The sequence below is a fragment of the Sphingomonas sp. OK281 genome, assembly GCF_900115295.1.
GTDB lineage: Bacteria > Pseudomonadota > Alphaproteobacteria > Sphingomonadales > Sphingomonadaceae > Sphingomonas.
The window spans coordinates 409643-422498 of record NZ_FOVZ01000004.1; the positions used below are offsets into that span (position 1 = coordinate 409643).

A 12856-nucleotide genomic window follows, 5' to 3' on the forward strand; every position below is an offset into this window, starting at 1 on the left:
TGGTGACGAGACCTGCGAAAGTACGAAACACGGTCTTTAGACCTTTACCGTTCGTGCTGAGTAGCGACCGAGTAGGCGCGCAGCGGCGTATCGAGGGTGCGTATCGAAGCATGAGTTCCGCGCGCCAACCTGTCCTTCGATATGAGCCCTCGATACGCGCCTTCGGCACTACTCGGTCTCTACTCAGGACTAACGGGTTGGCGCTGACACGCGTGCCCTCACCCTTCGCCGCCTTCGGCGTCTCTCCCTCTCCCCTGAGGGGAGAGGGAAGGGGCCCGGCCGGCGCTTGCCGGGTGGGAAGGGTGAGGGCACGGGTTAACGAACGCATCAAAACGGGCTGACGACGGAGAAGAAGCGGCTGAGCCACCCCTGGCGGCCGGCGCGGGCGACGTCGCCCTTGCCGGTGTACGAGATCTGCGCGTCGGCGACCCGCGTCGACAGGACTCGGTTGTTGGCATCGACGTCGGCGGTGCGGACGAGGCCCTTGATCTTCAGGAACTCGTCGCCGCGGTTGAGCGTGACGCGCTTCTGGCCCTGCACCAGCATCGTCCCGTTGGGATAGACTTGGGCGACCGTCACGCTGACCTCGCCCGACAGCGAGTTGGTCTGGTCGGCGGCGCCGGTGCCGTTGAAACTACGCCCGCCGCTGAGCGTCGCGTCGGTCTTGTTGAACAGGTTGAGCAGCCCGGTGGTCGGCGGCGTGATCGTCCCCGAGCCATTGCTGTCGAGCTTCGACCCCGACGACTTTGACGCCGCAGTGCGCTCGACCAGCACGATCGTCAGCGGATCGCCGACTTTCCGCGCACGCCAGCCCTCGTACAGCGCGGCGTAGCCGTCCTGCGCCTGGAATATCGAACCGGTAGCGACGACCGGCACCGGCTGGACCGGCAAGGGCCGCGCGACGGAAAAATCCTCGGGCGGGGCCTTCTTGCCGAACAGGCTGGCGTCTGCTGAAGACGCGGCAAGGATCGCGGCGAGGGCGGCAAGCGAAGTTGTGGCGGTGCGCATCACAGGTTCTGGTTGACGTATTTGAGCATGTCGTCGGTCGCCGAGATCATCTTCGAATTGACCTCGTACGCGCGCTGCGTCTCGATCATGTCGACGAGCTCCTCGACGACGTTGACGTTCGAGGCCTCGAGCATGCCCTGCTTGATGCCGCCGCGACCGTCCTGCCCGGCGACGCCGACATTCGCCGCGCCGCTCGCTGCGGTCTCGACGAGATAGTTGTCGCCGGTCGCCTGGAGCCCTGCCCCGTTCGGGAAGCTCGCGACCTGGATCTGGCCGATCTGCGACGCCTCGGTCTGGCCGGGAACGGTCGCCGACACGGTGCCGTCGCGGCCGATTGTGATCCCGGTCGTCCCCTCGGGCACGGTGATTCCGGGCTGCACCTGATAGCCTTCGCTGGTGACCAGCAGGCCCTCGGCGGAGCGCGAGAAATTGCCGGCGCGGGTATAGCCGAGCGTGCCGCCGGGCATCTGCACCTGGAAATAGCCGTCGCCGTCGAGCGCGAGATCGAGGCTGTTGCCGGTCGTCTGCATCGCGCCCTGCGTGTCCATCCGCGCGGTGCCCTGGATCCGGACGCCGGTGCCGAGGTTGAGCCCGGTCGCGTATTTGGTCTCGGCGGTGCTCTGCGTGCCCGGTGTCGTGACGGTCTGGTAGGCAAGCGTCTCGAACGCCGCGCGGTCCTTCTTGAAGCCCGTGGTGTTCACGTTGGCGAGGTTGTTCGAGATGACGCGCATGCGCATGTCCTGGGCGTCGAGCCCGGTGCGCGCGATATGCATGGCTGCGGATGACATTCGTCTGTTCCTTCTAGCTCGGCAGGCGCATCAGCGATGCACCGCTCTCGTCGATTTCCTTGGCGGATTTCATCATGTTGGCCTGGACTTCGTAGCTGCGCTGGTTCTCGATCATGTCGACCAGCGCCTGCGTCATGTTGACGTTCGATCCTTCGATCGCGCCGCCCTGGACCTTGGCGTCCATGTCCTCGGGCAGCGCCCCACCACCGCGCACGCGCAACAGGTTGTCGAGGCCCTTGACCGTATCCGACCCCTTGGTGTCGGCGAGCTTGAGCTTGTCGATCACCTGCGTATCCTTCGCGTCGCCACCCTGCGGCACGATCGAGATCGTCCCGTCGGCCGAGATCGTCAGCGACTGGTAGGGTGGCAGGGTGATCGGCCCCCCCGAACCGATCACCGGATGCCCGTCGCCGGTCTGCAGCACGCCCGATGGCGCGACCTCCAGATCACCGCGGCGGGTGTACGCCTCGGATCCGTCCGAGGTCTGCACCGCCAGCCACGCAGTGGTGCCGGTGATCGCGACGTCGAGCGGACGCCCGGTCAACTGGATCGCGCCGGGCGATCGATCGGCGTCCGTCACCTCTTCCGAGGTCGGCGCGCGCGCCTCGATCGTCGAGCCGTCGCCCTTCAGGTTGAGCCGGTCGAACACCACGCGATCGGCGCGGAATCCGGTGGTCGACGCGTTCGCCATGTTGTTGGCGATCGCCGCCTGCGCCGCCATGTGCGCGCGCAGGCCCGTCGCCGCGGTGTAGACCAGCTTGTCCATTCAGGATCCCCTGCGCGCTTGTGCTTAGCTGCGGATGTTGAAGATGGTTTCGGAGATCTGGTTGGCGGTATCGAGCGCCTTCGAGTTCGCCTGGAAATTGCGCTGTGCCGCGATCAGGTTGACCAGCTCCTCGGTGATGTCGACGTTCGACCCCTCGATCGTTCCCGACATCAGCTTGCCGAAACCGTTGGTATCCGCCGAGCCGAGCTTCGCCTCGCCCGAGATGCCGGTCGACGACCAATAGCTGCTGCCGAGCTGGCGCAGACCCTCAGGGTTGGAGAAGTTGGCGAGCATCACCTGGCCCAGCGCCTGCGTGTCGCCGTTCGAGAAGCTCGCCTTGACGATGCCCTTCTCGTCGACCGTCACACCCTGGATCTGGCCGACCGCCTTGCCGTCCTGCGTGCGCGAGGCGACGCTGAACGCGCTCGACAGCTGGGTCGTGCCGGCGCCGAAGGTGAAGTCGATCTGCTGCGGCGTGGTCGAGTTCGCGGTGGTGAACTGATCATATTTGATCGTGCCCGCGGGTGCGGTCATCTTGCCCGAGGCATCGAACGTCATCGTCGTGCCGGCGGTGCCGCTCGAGGTCAGCTCCTTGTCGCCGACGAAGCTGTGGACCTCCCACGTGCTGGTTGGGCTGGTGTCGCTCGCCGCCGCGGTGCGCTTGAAATAATTGGTCAGCGTCATCGCGTTGCCGGCGGCGTCGTAGACCGTGGTCTGCGCCGACTGGTTGTAGCTCGACGGATCGAACCGGTCGAACGCCGCGGTCGACGGGACCGCCGAGTTGGAATTGAGGTTGAGCGTCATCGTCACCGCCTTGGTCGGCGTCGGCGTTCCGCTCGTCTCGGGCAGGCGCAGGCTCAGTGCCGCGTCGGAACCGGTCGCGACCACCGTGCCCGAGCCATCGACCGGGAACACCTGCAGATGCGAGCCCTGCGCGTCGACCACGTAGCGATCGGCATCGACCAGGAACCCGCCGTTGCGCGTGTAGTTGACCGTCGCCGATTCGACGTTCGGCTTGACCGCGAAGAAGCCGTCGCCCGACACCGCGAGATCGAGGCTGTTCGACGACTGGATCAGGTTCCCCTGCGAGAATTGCTGGCGGTTGGCCTTCACCACCGCGCCCGAGCCGACCTGCTGCGACGGCGACTGCGACACGCTCGAAGCGATGACGTCGGCGAATTCGGTGCGGCTCTTCTTGAAGCCGTTGGTCGCGACGTTCGCGAGGTTGTGCGAGATCGTCGACATCTCGGTCTGAGACGCCTGCAGCCCGGAGAGCGAAGTGTAGAAGGACATGACGGTTTAGCTCCTGGAAACTTTGGGTTCAGCCGATCTGGCGGACGGCGCTGGCGGGAATTTCGCCGAGGCCGGGAAGCGTGAGGACGGCGGCGCCGGTGGTGGTCGACACCGACTGGACCGGCGCCCAGACCAGGCCCGTCGCGGCGACCGTGGTGCCGGCGTTCTGCGCGTTGACCGCGACCGTGAACGGACCGCTGCCGGTCTCTGCCCCGGCGGCGTCCTTGCCGTCCCAGTCGTAGCCGATCGTGCCCTTGGCCTGCTTGCCGAGCGACATGGTCTTGAGCACCGCGCCGTTCGCGTCGCTGATCGTGACGTTGACGTCGGTCGCCGCGCCGGCGAGCTCGACCGAGCCGGCAATACCGCCGGCCGCGCGACCATAGGCGGTGCTGCCCGGGGTCAGGACGGTCTTGCCGACATAGGACAGCGCGTCGCTGGTGCTGGTGACGCCGAGCTTGTCGGCCATCGCCTTCAGCGTCGTGTTCATCTCGGAGATGCCCGAGGTGGTCGAGATCTGCGCCATCTGCGCGACCATCTGGGTGTTGTCGACCGGGTTGAACGGGTCCTGGTTCTGCATCTGCGCGGTCATCAGCTTCAGGAAGTCGGACTGGCCGAGCGACGTCGACGCCTTGGTGGTGGTCGCTGCGGCGGTCGCGGTGCGCGTGATGCCGAGGTTGGACAGCGTGGTATCGAAGGAGGTTGCCATGATCAGCGGCCTAGCTTGAGGGTATCGATGATGAGCGACTTGGCCGTGTTCATCACTTCGATGTTGTTCTGGTAGCTGCGGGCGGTCTCCATCATGTCGACCATCTCGCGGGTTTCATCGACCGCCGCCTCGAAGATGTTGCCATCCTTGTCGGCCATCGGATTGTCGGGGTCGTAGCGCTTGGTCGGCGCATCGCCCGCGGTGACCACGCGCTCGACGTCGACCGTCGACATGCCGCTGGCGGCGTCAAAGCTGGTGCGGAACACCGGCTTCATCGTCTTGTACGCGGTCTCCGCAGAGCCAGTCGTCCCGCCGGCGTTGGCAAGGTTCGACGCCGTGGTGTTCATCCGGACGAGCTGCGCGGACATCGCGCGGCCGGCGACCTGGAAGATCGTCATGGGCTGGTTGGACACGTCTTATTCCCCCTTCAGCGCACGGGTGATCTGGCCGATCCGCCCGTTCAGGAACGACAGCGTCGTCTGATACTGGACGGCGTTCTCGGCGAACGCGGTCTGCTCCTGGCTCAGCTCGACGGTGTTGCCATCCATCGAGGTCTGCGTCGGGATGCGGTACTTGGTCGCCGCATTGGTGCTGCCGTCGTTCTCGACGGAGGCGAGCGCGGCCTGGAAATCGATGTCGCGCGCCTTGAAGCCGGGCGTCGAGGCGTTGGCGATGTTCGACGCCAGCACACCCATGCGCTGCGACCGCACCTCGAGTGCCGCCCCGTGAACTCCGAAAAGCGTGTCGCCTGACACAAGCCCGTCTCCTGGCGCACCCATTGCGCATCGGGACATAAGCAATGGGCGTGCCAGTTTTGGCGGCGAGGGTGGGGGATGGTGGTTTGCCGGGTGGTGGCGGGCGGGCGGCAAGGTAGGCGGCAAGAGGTTGCCGGTGTTGCAGGGGTGGGCGGCAAGGGGGTTGCCGGTTGGTGCGGTGGCCTATTGAAAACGGCAAACCGAACTGCCGGCCCGCGCCATCACGATGTTTCCCCGCGAAGGCGGGGACCCAGTCTGGGCTCCCGCCTTCGCGGGAGAACAAGGAGGAGGGCGCCGTCTCTCACCCGCTGCCACCACCCCGGCGAAGGCCGGGGCCCAATTGGAAAGGTCGCAGTAACGAAGCGCAGACTCAGTTAGCGACGTCCCCCAATTGGGCCCCGGCCTCCCGGGGAGGTAGTTGCTTGGCCGCCCGCATCACCCGTCTTCTCCCCTCCCTCGTGAAGGGAGGGGCCGGGGGTGGGTGGGCCGCTTGGTGAACCCCAGCGCCTGCAACGAACCCACCCACCCCTAGCCCCTCCCTTCACGAGGGAGGGGGAACAGAAGACCAAGCCCCGGACATCACGCAGGACGCCCCCGACAATCTGGCCCACCCCTTGCATCACCCCACGCACATGATCACGCTCGCCCAACTCCTCGACCCCGCAGCACTTGCCATCGTCGGTGGCGGCACGACGCTCGCCGTCGTCCTCCGCACCCCCCTGCGCGACCTCGGCCGAGCACTCGCTGCCATCACCACCCTCGGCCGAGGTCGGTTCGACGCCGATCCGCTGCTTCTCCAGATCACCGCCCTCGCCCGCATCGCCAAGCGTCACGGCGTCATGGCGCTCGATCGCTCGGTTATCACCGACGCCGACGTCGCTGCCGGGATCGCCGCGATCGTCGACGGCGCCTCGGCTACCGACGTCGCCACCCTAGTCCAGCACCGCCGCCGCGCCCGCATCGAACGCCACGCGGCCGCCGCCGACGTCTGGGCCGGTGCTGCCGAGGTCGCGCCTGCAATGGGCATGGTCGGCACGCTGATCGGCCTCACGCAGATGTTCGCGACGATGAGCGATCCCGGCGCGATCGGCGGCGCGATGGCGGTGGCGCTACTCGCGACGCTGTACGGCGCGCTGTTCGCGAACCTGCTCTTCATGCCGATTGCCAACCGCCTCCGCGCACAAGGGCGTAACGAGGCGTTCGAGCGCGCGCGTATCGAAGCACCACTCGTCGCACTCGCCGAACGCGAGACGCCGCGCGGCTATGTCGCACCGGTCGCTCCGCCGACGCTGGCGACCGTCGCATGAACGCCAGCGAATATCCCGACGCACCGACCGGCAAGCCGCTGTGGCTGATCACGCTCGCCGACCTCGCCTTGTTGCTGGTCGGCTTCCTCGTGCTCCTGCAAGCCACGCAGCATATCGGCGCCAAGGACCTCGCCAAGGGCATCCGCGAAGGCTTCGGCGCGAACGATACCGAGCCGACGCCGATGCCCGTCGCCGCCGCCGGCATCCTCGATTTCGCGCCCGGCTCGGCGATTCTGCCGACCACGCCGGGCGCGCTCGTCGCCTGGGCGAGGGAAGCGGCACGTGACCCCCGCGTGATGCTCACCGTCACCGGATCGACCGACGGCACGCCCGCCGATATCGACCGCGTAACGGGTAGCGCCGCGATCCTCGCCGCCGACCGCGCACGCACCATCGCCGCCGCGCTCGCCGCGGTCGCACCGTCCCGCGTGGCGATCGTCACCGCCACCAAGCCCGGCCGCCGTGCCGCTATCGTCTCGGTCGCCTTTGTCGGCGAAGCCCCAAGGACCCAACCATGATTCTTCCAATCCTGCTCATGGCCGCGAGCTTCCAGGATACCGCCGCGCTCGACGCATCGGTCGCCGCGTTCACCGGTCGCCCGACCGGCGCCGAGGGCGGCGCGCGCACGCCGGTCGATGCGCGGTTGCGTCTCGCGACCTGTCCGACAGTGTCGCTGTCGTGGCGCTCCGAACAGCATGATGCGGTGGTCGTATCGTGCGCCGGCCCCGCGTGGCGAATCTTCGTGCCGGTCATCCGTCCGGCCAATGCCCCTGCCGCGATTGCCGCATCGTTCGCTCCCGCGATAAAGGCCGCGCCCGTCATCAAGCGCGGCGATCCGATCGTGATCGAGGCGGGCACGGAGGGCTTCTCGATCAGCCGCGAAGGCGTCGCGATGGGCGACGCCGCGCCCGGCGGCCGCTTCATGGTCAAGGTCGACGACACACGCACGCCCGTCCAGGCAATCGCGGTCGACGCTGGCCGAGCCACCCTTCCCGGCTGGTCGAACTAATTTCAAACGAACAGATTAATTTTGCTAAAGGTTTTCTGATTGCAGCCGTTTCTCCTGATGTCAGCGCAAACCAGAGGATGCGGACATGGTGGACTCGATCGGCGCGAAGCCGTCAGTAGCAGGAGATCGCTCCGTCGCGCGTATCGCCGCGGCGACGCCGACGATGGCCGTTCAGACGTCGGTTCTGCCCAAGCAAACGTCGGTGGCGCCGGAATCGATCGCGATCGCCAAGACGATGGCGTCCGCCCCGCCGGTCAACGCCGCCCGCGTCGCCGAAATCAAGAAGGCGATCGCCAGCGGCACCTTCCCCATCCTTCCCGCAACCATCGCCGACCGGTTGATGGCGCTCAGCCTGGCCTGGAATTCCAATGAAAAGGCGTGATGCCCTGATCCGCGTGATCGACGCGCTGCACGCCGAGATCGCCGCGCTCAAGTCGAACGACGTCGCCAGCCTCGAGCGCGCGACCGCCGACAAGCTCGCCGGGATCGAAGAGGTCGCGCTGCTCGGCACCGGGCCCGCGGGCACGGATATCCGGGAGCTGGCCGACGAGGCGAACCGGCTCAACGAGACGTGCCGGATCTACACCAACTTGATGGCGGCAAATGTCCGCCGCCGCCTGCAAACCCTGACCGGCGACGGTGCCGTTGCCGGGTATCGGCCGGGGTTGCGCGCCGCGTACGCCTGACTTCTGCGCCCCTTCCTGGAAGGGAGGGGTTGGGGGTGGGTCGCCTTCCGCAATCTCCAGACCGTGGTGGCTCAAGCCGGCCTACCCACCCCCTGCCCCTCCCTTCCAGGGAGGGGAGATCGTCGTGGACCGGGTGAATACAGCCTGCACTTATTAAAACTGGCACGCCCCTTGCTGAGTATCCCCTGAACCAGGGGCACCGCACACGGGCATGATTGTCAATCCTATCACTACCGGCCGGATCCAGTCCGCGATCGCGCTTGCGAGCAGCAAGACGGGCGTGGATTTCGACTATCTGCTGGGCCAGGCGAAACTCGAGAGCGGGCTCAACGCCAATGCCAAGGCCGGCACGTCGAGCGCCTCGGGCCTTTATCAGTTCATCGAACAGAGCTGGTTGTCGGTCGTCAAGAAGCACGGTTCCGAGCACGGCATGGCGTGGGCTGCGAACAGCATCGGCCAGTCGTCGAGCGGCCGCCTCTCGGTCGGCGATGCCGGCACCAAGGCGGCGATCCTCGCGCTGCGCAACGATCCCAACGCCGCCTCGCTGATGGCCGCCGAATACGCGTCGGACAACAAGGCCTCGCTCGAAGGCACGCTGAACCGACCGGCGTCGGGCACCGACCTGTATATGGCGCACTTCATGGGGCTCGGCGGCGCGACCAAGTTCCTCAAGACCATGCAGGCCAACCCGCAGGCGAGCGGCGCCGCACTATTTCCGGCCGCGGCCCGCGCGAACCACAACGTCTTCTACGATTCGAACAACCAGCCGCGCACGCTGTCGGCGATCTACGACCGGTTCGCCGACAAGCTCGGCGGTGCCGCCGCGGGCGCAAGCGCGACCGCGACGCCCGCCAACTACGCCGCGCAGGCGCTCGACATGAACGGCAGCACGGTCATCACCGGCAACAACGAAAGCGCCGACGACGCGCTCGCCTGGGCGACCACCGCGATGAACAAGTTCACCGGCAAGACGGCCCAGACCGCGGTGAACGTCCTGCGCCCGACGCCCGATACCGCGCGGCTCGCCTACATGATGCTCGCACGGTTGGGCGGCTAAGCCATGAACCGCATCCTCTCCAACGCCAGGGCGTCGGTCCTGCCGCTCGCGATCCTGCTGCTCGTGCTCGTCATGGTCGTGCCGATCCCGGCGTTCATGCTCGACATCTTCTTCGTGGCGAACATCGCGATCAGCCTCGCGGTGCTGATGGTCGCGCTCAACGCACAGAAGCCGCTCGATTTCTCCGCCTTCCCGACCGTCCTCCTGTTCGCCACGCTGTTCCGCCTCGGTCTCAACGTCGCCTCCACGCGCATCGTGCTGGTCCACGGCCACGAAGGCGAGAGCGCGGCGGGCCACGTCATCGAGGCGTTCGGCACGTTCCTGATCGGTGGCGATTACGTCGTCGGCATCTTCGTCTTCGCGATCCTGATGATCATCAACATGATCGTCGTTACCAAGGGCGCCGGCCGCGTCTCCGAAGTCAGCGCGCGCTTCACGCTCGACGCGCTCCCCGGCAAGCAGATGGCGATCGACGCCGACCTGAACGCTGGCCTCATCACCCCCGACGAAGCCAAGGCACGCCGCGTCGAAGTCTCCACCGAAGCCGATTTCTACGGCTCGATGGACGGCTCGTCGAAGTTCGTGAAGGGCGATGCGGTCGCGGCGATGCTGATCCTCGCCGCCAACATCATCGGCGGCCTGATCCTCGGCCCCGTCAGCCACGGCATGACGATCGCGGATGCCGCGCACAACTACATCCTGCTCGCGATCGGCGACGCGCTCGTCGCGCAGTTGCCATCACTGATGCTGTCCATCGCCGCCGCCTCGATCGTCACGCGCGTCACCTCCGACAAGGATCTCGCCGGCCAGATCGGCGGCCAGTTCGGTAGCCCCCGCACCTGGACGCCAGTCGCGGTCATCCTCGCGCTGCTCGGCATCCTGCCCGGCATGCCGCACATGGTGATCCTCCCTGCCGCGGCGATCGCCGGGTTCGCCGCGTGGAAGCTGCGCCAGATCGAGCGCCGTCCTGCCCCCGTCGTGGTCGTCCCCGTCGAGACGATCGACCAGTCGAAGATCGGCTGGGAGGAAGTTACGGATGGCATGCAGGTCAATCTCGACATCGGCTACGGCCTCGTGCCGCTCGCCGACGAGCGACGCGGGTCACCACTGATGGGGCGGATCACCGGCGTGCGTCGTCAGTTGTCGAAGGAACTGGGCTTCGTCGTGCCGCAGGTCCGCGTGCGCGACGACATCAACCTCGCGCCCTATGTCTACCGGATCCTCGTCAACGGCGTCGTCGTCGGCGAGGATACCGTGTCGCCCGACGAGATGCTCGCGCTCGACACCGGCCAGGCGTTCGGCGACCTGTTCGGCAAGAAGGTCAAGGATCCCACCTTCGGGCTCGACGCGACCTGGGTCGATGCGGGCGATGCCGATGCTGCGACCGGCGCGGGCTATCTCGTGGTCGATCCCGGCACGGTGATGGCGACGCACCTCAATCACCTGCTCGGCCAGAACGCGTCCGAGCTGCTCGGTCAGGACGAAGTGCAGGCGTTGCTCGACGGTCTCAAGGAGCGCGCTGCGCAGCTGGTCGCCGCGCTCGCACCGCTGCCGATCACGACGCTGACGCAGGTCCTGAAAGGTCTGCTCGCGGAGAACGTGCCGCTCAAGGAATTCCGTCGCATCGCCGGCGCGATCGCGGTCGCCGCGCAGCGCACGCAGGACGCCGAGGAGATCATCGAGACGATCCGTCCCGAGCTCGGCGCGCTCATCATCCAGAAACTGTGCGGCGTGCGCGAACCGCTGCGCGTCATGACGTTGGAGGGTCAATTGGAAGGTCTGCTCGGCCAGGCGATGCGCGCCGATCAATCGCGCCGCCACGTCATCGAACCCGATCTCGGCCGCCGCATCGTCGAGGCGCTGCAACGCGCCGCCGAACCGCTGATCGCCGAGGCGAAACCGTTCGCGCTGGTCGTCCAGCCGACCATCCGCATCGCCATTCGCAAGCTGGTGCGGACGTGCCTGCCCGATACGCCGGTGATGTCGTTCTTCGAAGTGCCCGAGGAGAAGGCGGTCGAAGTCGTCGCGGTCATCGGTGCCTCGCAACAGGCGCTGGCGGCATGAGCGCCCTCCCGATGCGCGGTGCCTTCGCCGATGCGCAGCCGCTGACGTATCGCCCGCACCAACGCCCCGGCGGCGATGCGGACCAGCTCGTCAAACAGCACCTCCCGCTGGTCCGCCGGATCGCCTGGCACGTCCACGGCAGCATGAGCAGCAGCGTCGAGGTCGAGGATTTGATCCAGGTCGGCCTGGTAGCACTGGTCGAGGCCGCCGCGAATTTCGACGAGCGCGGCATGCCGTTCAAGACCTACCTCATCACCCGCCTGCGCGGCAGCATGATCGACGAACTCCGCCGCCAGGCCACGTCGACGCGAGGCGCGATGCGTCGCCGTCGCCAGTATGCCGAGGCTATCTCGACGCTAACCGCCCGCAGGGGGAAGGCTCCCGGAGAAGACATGATCGCAGAGCATATCGGCGTGACAATCGAGAAACTCCGCACCGACTACGTCACCGCCGACGCGATCCGCTTCGACTCGATCGACGAGATGTATGCAGATGACCTGCCTTGGTTCGCCGACGACAGCCCGGACGCGTTCGAGCAACTCGCGGACAGCGACATGCGCGAAGCCCTGATCGCCGCGATCACCGCCTTGCCGGAACGCGAAGCGCAGGTGATCCAGCTATACTACGTCGAGGAACTCAACCTTGAGGAGATCGGCGAAGTCTTCGGCGTCGGCTCCGCGCGCGTGTGCCAGATCAAGGCGTCCGCGCACGCGAAACTGAAGAAGGCGCTCGCGCGGCAGGTCTAGGTCGGATCGACATTCAGTTTGAACCGCTGGATCCACTCTTTCCTGTCATGCCGGGCCCTTCGGCTTTGCGCAGGAGAGCCTGGTTCCGGCATTTAGGGTGACCCAAAATCGATAGAATTCGGTTTTGCGGAATCGCGGTCCCCCGGAACCAGGCTGTCCTATGCAAAGCCGAAGGGTCTGGGGTGACGGCCGATAATAAGGCCGTCGCGACCCCGAAACACTGCCAGACATACTGCCATAAACGCTGAATATCGATCGGCCCTGGCGCGCGCTACGTCCGGCGGGGTTCGCCGACGTCGTAGAGACTCAGGTCGCGATCGCCGATACCGAGGCTCGGCCAGGCTGCACGCCATTCGGCGATATGCGCCGACGCGAAATGGCGATCGAGCGCGGCCTGATCCGTCCACGTCTCCTTCACGTGGATCAGGCCGGGTTCCAGGACGTCCTCTGCATACGCATAATCGACGCAGCCACGCTCCAGCCGGCTGGCTTCGACCATCCGCTGCATGATCGGTCGCGCCGCATCCAACGTCCCGGCCGGCAGTCGCACGGTTCCCACGATCAACAACATTGTCCGGGTCTACCCGCGCGCGCCTGCACCGCAAAGCCGGCATGCGCGCGGCGCACTATGACCCAAGACGCAAAAACCCCGATGGCTTGCGCCACCGAGG

16 protein-coding genes are annotated in these 12856 nt (G+C 66.7%); 8 read left to right on the forward strand and 8 right to left on the reverse strand.

Annotation, left to right across the window (positions count from 1 at the left end):
* Positions 1–327: 327 nt before the first annotated feature.
* The 7 genes from BM244_RS16095 to BM244_RS16125 are packed head-to-tail and all read right to left on the reverse strand — an operon-like array spanning position 328 to position 5316.
* On the reverse strand, positions 328–1008 hold the full coding sequence (locus BM244_RS16095) for a flagellar basal body L-ring protein FlgH (protein WP_093399918.1): 681 nt from the start codon (positions 1006–1008) through the stop codon (positions 328–330).
* Positions 1008–1796, reverse strand: coding sequence for a flagellar basal-body rod protein FlgG (flgG, locus tag BM244_RS16100; RefSeq protein WP_055881672.1), 789 nt, complete (start codon positions 1794–1796; stop codon positions 1008–1010). Before flgG ends, BM244_RS16095 begins: the two co-directional genes overlap by 1 nt.
* A 13-nt stretch (positions 1797–1809) precedes the next feature.
* Complete coding sequence (gene flgF, locus BM244_RS16105) at positions 1810–2562, reverse strand: flagellar basal-body rod protein FlgF (RefSeq protein ID WP_093399919.1); 753 nt, start codon at positions 2560–2562, stop codon at positions 1810–1812.
* Positions 2563–2586: 24 nt separating this feature from the next.
* A complete protein-coding gene (locus BM244_RS16110; protein ID WP_093399920.1) occupies positions 2587–3855 on the reverse strand; it encodes a flagellar hook protein FlgE in 1269 nt (422 codons plus the stop codon).
* Positions 3856–3883: 28 nt separating this feature from the next.
* Positions 3884–4561 carry a flagellar hook assembly protein FlgD gene (locus BM244_RS16115; protein WP_093399921.1) on the reverse strand — a complete coding sequence of 226 codons (678 nt, stop codon included), beginning with the start codon at positions 4559–4561 and terminating at the stop codon, positions 3884–3886.
* Between the two features lie 2 nt (positions 4562–4563).
* Complete coding sequence (gene flgC, locus BM244_RS16120) at positions 4564–4959, reverse strand: flagellar basal body rod protein FlgC (protein WP_093400072.1); 396 nt, start codon at positions 4957–4959, stop codon at positions 4564–4566.
* 18 nt (positions 4960–4977) lie between these two features.
* Positions 4978–5316, reverse strand: coding sequence for a flagellar basal body rod protein FlgB (locus tag BM244_RS16125; RefSeq protein WP_302847292.1), 339 nt, complete (start codon positions 5314–5316; stop codon positions 4978–4980).
* 632 nt (positions 5317–5948) lie between these two features.
* On the opposite strand from BM244_RS16125, the gene BM244_RS16130 reads away from it, so the two are divergent.
* From BM244_RS16130 to BM244_RS16165, 8 genes are all read left to right on the forward strand, one after another.
* Positions 5949–6623, forward strand: coding sequence for a motility protein A (locus tag BM244_RS16130; RefSeq protein ID WP_093399923.1), 675 nt, complete (start codon positions 5949–5951; stop codon positions 6621–6623).
* The gene (locus tag BM244_RS16135) at positions 6620–7141 is read left to right on the forward strand and encodes a hypothetical protein (RefSeq protein WP_254784488.1); all 522 of its coding nucleotides are present in this window, start codon (positions 6620–6622) and stop codon (positions 7139–7141) included. The genes BM244_RS16130 and BM244_RS16135 overlap by 4 nt, the downstream gene beginning before the upstream one ends.
* A complete protein-coding gene (locus BM244_RS16140; RefSeq protein WP_093399924.1) occupies positions 7138–7632 on the forward strand; it encodes a flagella basal body P-ring formation protein FlgA in 495 nt (164 codons plus the stop codon). The genes BM244_RS16135 and BM244_RS16140 overlap by 4 nt, the downstream gene beginning before the upstream one ends.
* An 85-nt stretch (positions 7633–7717) precedes the next feature.
* Positions 7718–8014, forward strand: a complete 297-nt coding sequence (gene flgM / locus BM244_RS16145) for a flagellar biosynthesis anti-sigma factor FlgM (protein WP_093399925.1) — start codon at positions 7718–7720, stop codon at positions 8012–8014.
* Positions 8001–8318 carry a flagellar protein FlgN gene (locus tag BM244_RS16150; RefSeq protein ID WP_093399926.1) on the forward strand — a complete coding sequence of 106 codons (318 nt, stop codon included), beginning with the start codon at positions 8001–8003 and terminating at the stop codon, positions 8316–8318. Before flgM ends, BM244_RS16150 begins: the two co-directional genes overlap by 14 nt.
* 211 nt (positions 8319–8529) lie before the next feature.
* The gene (locus tag BM244_RS16155) at positions 8530–9375 is read left to right on the forward strand and encodes a flagellar biosynthesis protein FlgJ (protein WP_093399927.1); all 846 of its coding nucleotides are present in this window, start codon (positions 8530–8532) and stop codon (positions 9373–9375) included.
* A gap of 3 nt (positions 9376–9378) precedes the next feature.
* Entirely contained in the window at positions 9379–11439 is a 2061-nt protein-coding gene (gene flhA, locus BM244_RS16160) for a flagellar biosynthesis protein FlhA (protein WP_056054189.1), read from the forward strand.
* Complete coding sequence (locus BM244_RS16165; RefSeq protein ID WP_093399928.1) at positions 11436–12185, forward strand: FliA/WhiG family RNA polymerase sigma factor; 750 nt, start codon at positions 11436–11438, stop codon at positions 12183–12185. The genes flhA and BM244_RS16165 overlap by 4 nt, the downstream gene beginning before the upstream one ends.
* A gap of 271 nt (positions 12186–12456) precedes the next feature.
* Here the strand turns inward: BM244_RS16165 and BM244_RS16170 are convergent, their stop codons facing one another.
* The gene (locus BM244_RS16170; RefSeq protein WP_093399929.1) at positions 12457–12756 is read right to left on the reverse strand and encodes a putative quinol monooxygenase; all 300 of its coding nucleotides are present in this window, start codon (positions 12754–12756) and stop codon (positions 12457–12459) included.
* Positions 12757–12856: the final 100 nt, after the last annotated feature.

What these genes read in the sequence shown, in the direction of transcription:
- BM244_RS16095 (WP_093399918.1), bottom strand. Translation starts at nt 1,008, where the DNA reads ATGCGCACCGCCACAACTTCGCTTGCCGCCCTCGCCGCGATCCTTGCC.
- flgG (WP_055881672.1), bottom strand. Translation starts at nt 1,796, where the DNA reads ATGTCATCCGCAGCCATGCATATCGCGCGCACCGGGCTCGACGCCCAG.
- flgF (WP_093399919.1), bottom strand. Translation starts at nt 2,562, where the DNA reads ATGGACAAGCTGGTCTACACCGCGGCGACGGGCCTGCGCGCGCACATG.
- BM244_RS16110 (WP_093399920.1), bottom strand. Translation starts at nt 3,855, where the DNA reads ATGTCCTTCTACACTTCGCTCTCCGGGCTGCAGGCGTCTCAGACCGAG.
- BM244_RS16115 (WP_093399921.1), bottom strand. Translation starts at nt 4,561, where the DNA reads ATGGCAACCTCCTTCGATACCACGCTGTCCAACCTCGGCATCACGCGC.
- flgC (WP_093400072.1), bottom strand. Translation starts at nt 4,959, where the DNA reads ATGACGATCTTCCAGGTCGCCGGCCGCGCGATGTCCGCGCAGCTCGTC.
- BM244_RS16130 (WP_093399923.1), top strand. Translation starts at nt 5,949, where the DNA reads ATGATCACGCTCGCCCAACTCCTCGACCCCGCAGCACTTGCCATCGTC.
- BM244_RS16135 (WP_254784488.1), top strand. Translation starts at nt 6,620, where the DNA reads ATGAACGCCAGCGAATATCCCGACGCACCGACCGGCAAGCCGCTGTGG.
- BM244_RS16140 (WP_093399924.1), top strand. Translation starts at nt 7,138, where the DNA reads ATGATTCTTCCAATCCTGCTCATGGCCGCGAGCTTCCAGGATACCGCC.
- flgM (WP_093399925.1), top strand. Translation starts at nt 7,718, where the DNA reads ATGGTGGACTCGATCGGCGCGAAGCCGTCAGTAGCAGGAGATCGCTCC.
- BM244_RS16150 (WP_093399926.1), top strand. Translation starts at nt 8,001, where the DNA reads ATGAAAAGGCGTGATGCCCTGATCCGCGTGATCGACGCGCTGCACGCC.
- BM244_RS16155 (WP_093399927.1), top strand. Translation starts at nt 8,530, where the DNA reads ATGATTGTCAATCCTATCACTACCGGCCGGATCCAGTCCGCGATCGCG.
- flhA (WP_056054189.1), top strand. Translation starts at nt 9,379, where the DNA reads ATGAACCGCATCCTCTCCAACGCCAGGGCGTCGGTCCTGCCGCTCGCG.
- BM244_RS16165 (WP_093399928.1), top strand. Translation starts at nt 11,436, where the DNA reads ATGAGCGCCCTCCCGATGCGCGGTGCCTTCGCCGATGCGCAGCCGCTG.
- BM244_RS16170 (WP_093399929.1), bottom strand. Translation starts at nt 12,756, where the DNA reads ATGTTGTTGATCGTGGGAACCGTGCGACTGCCGGCCGGGACGTTGGAT.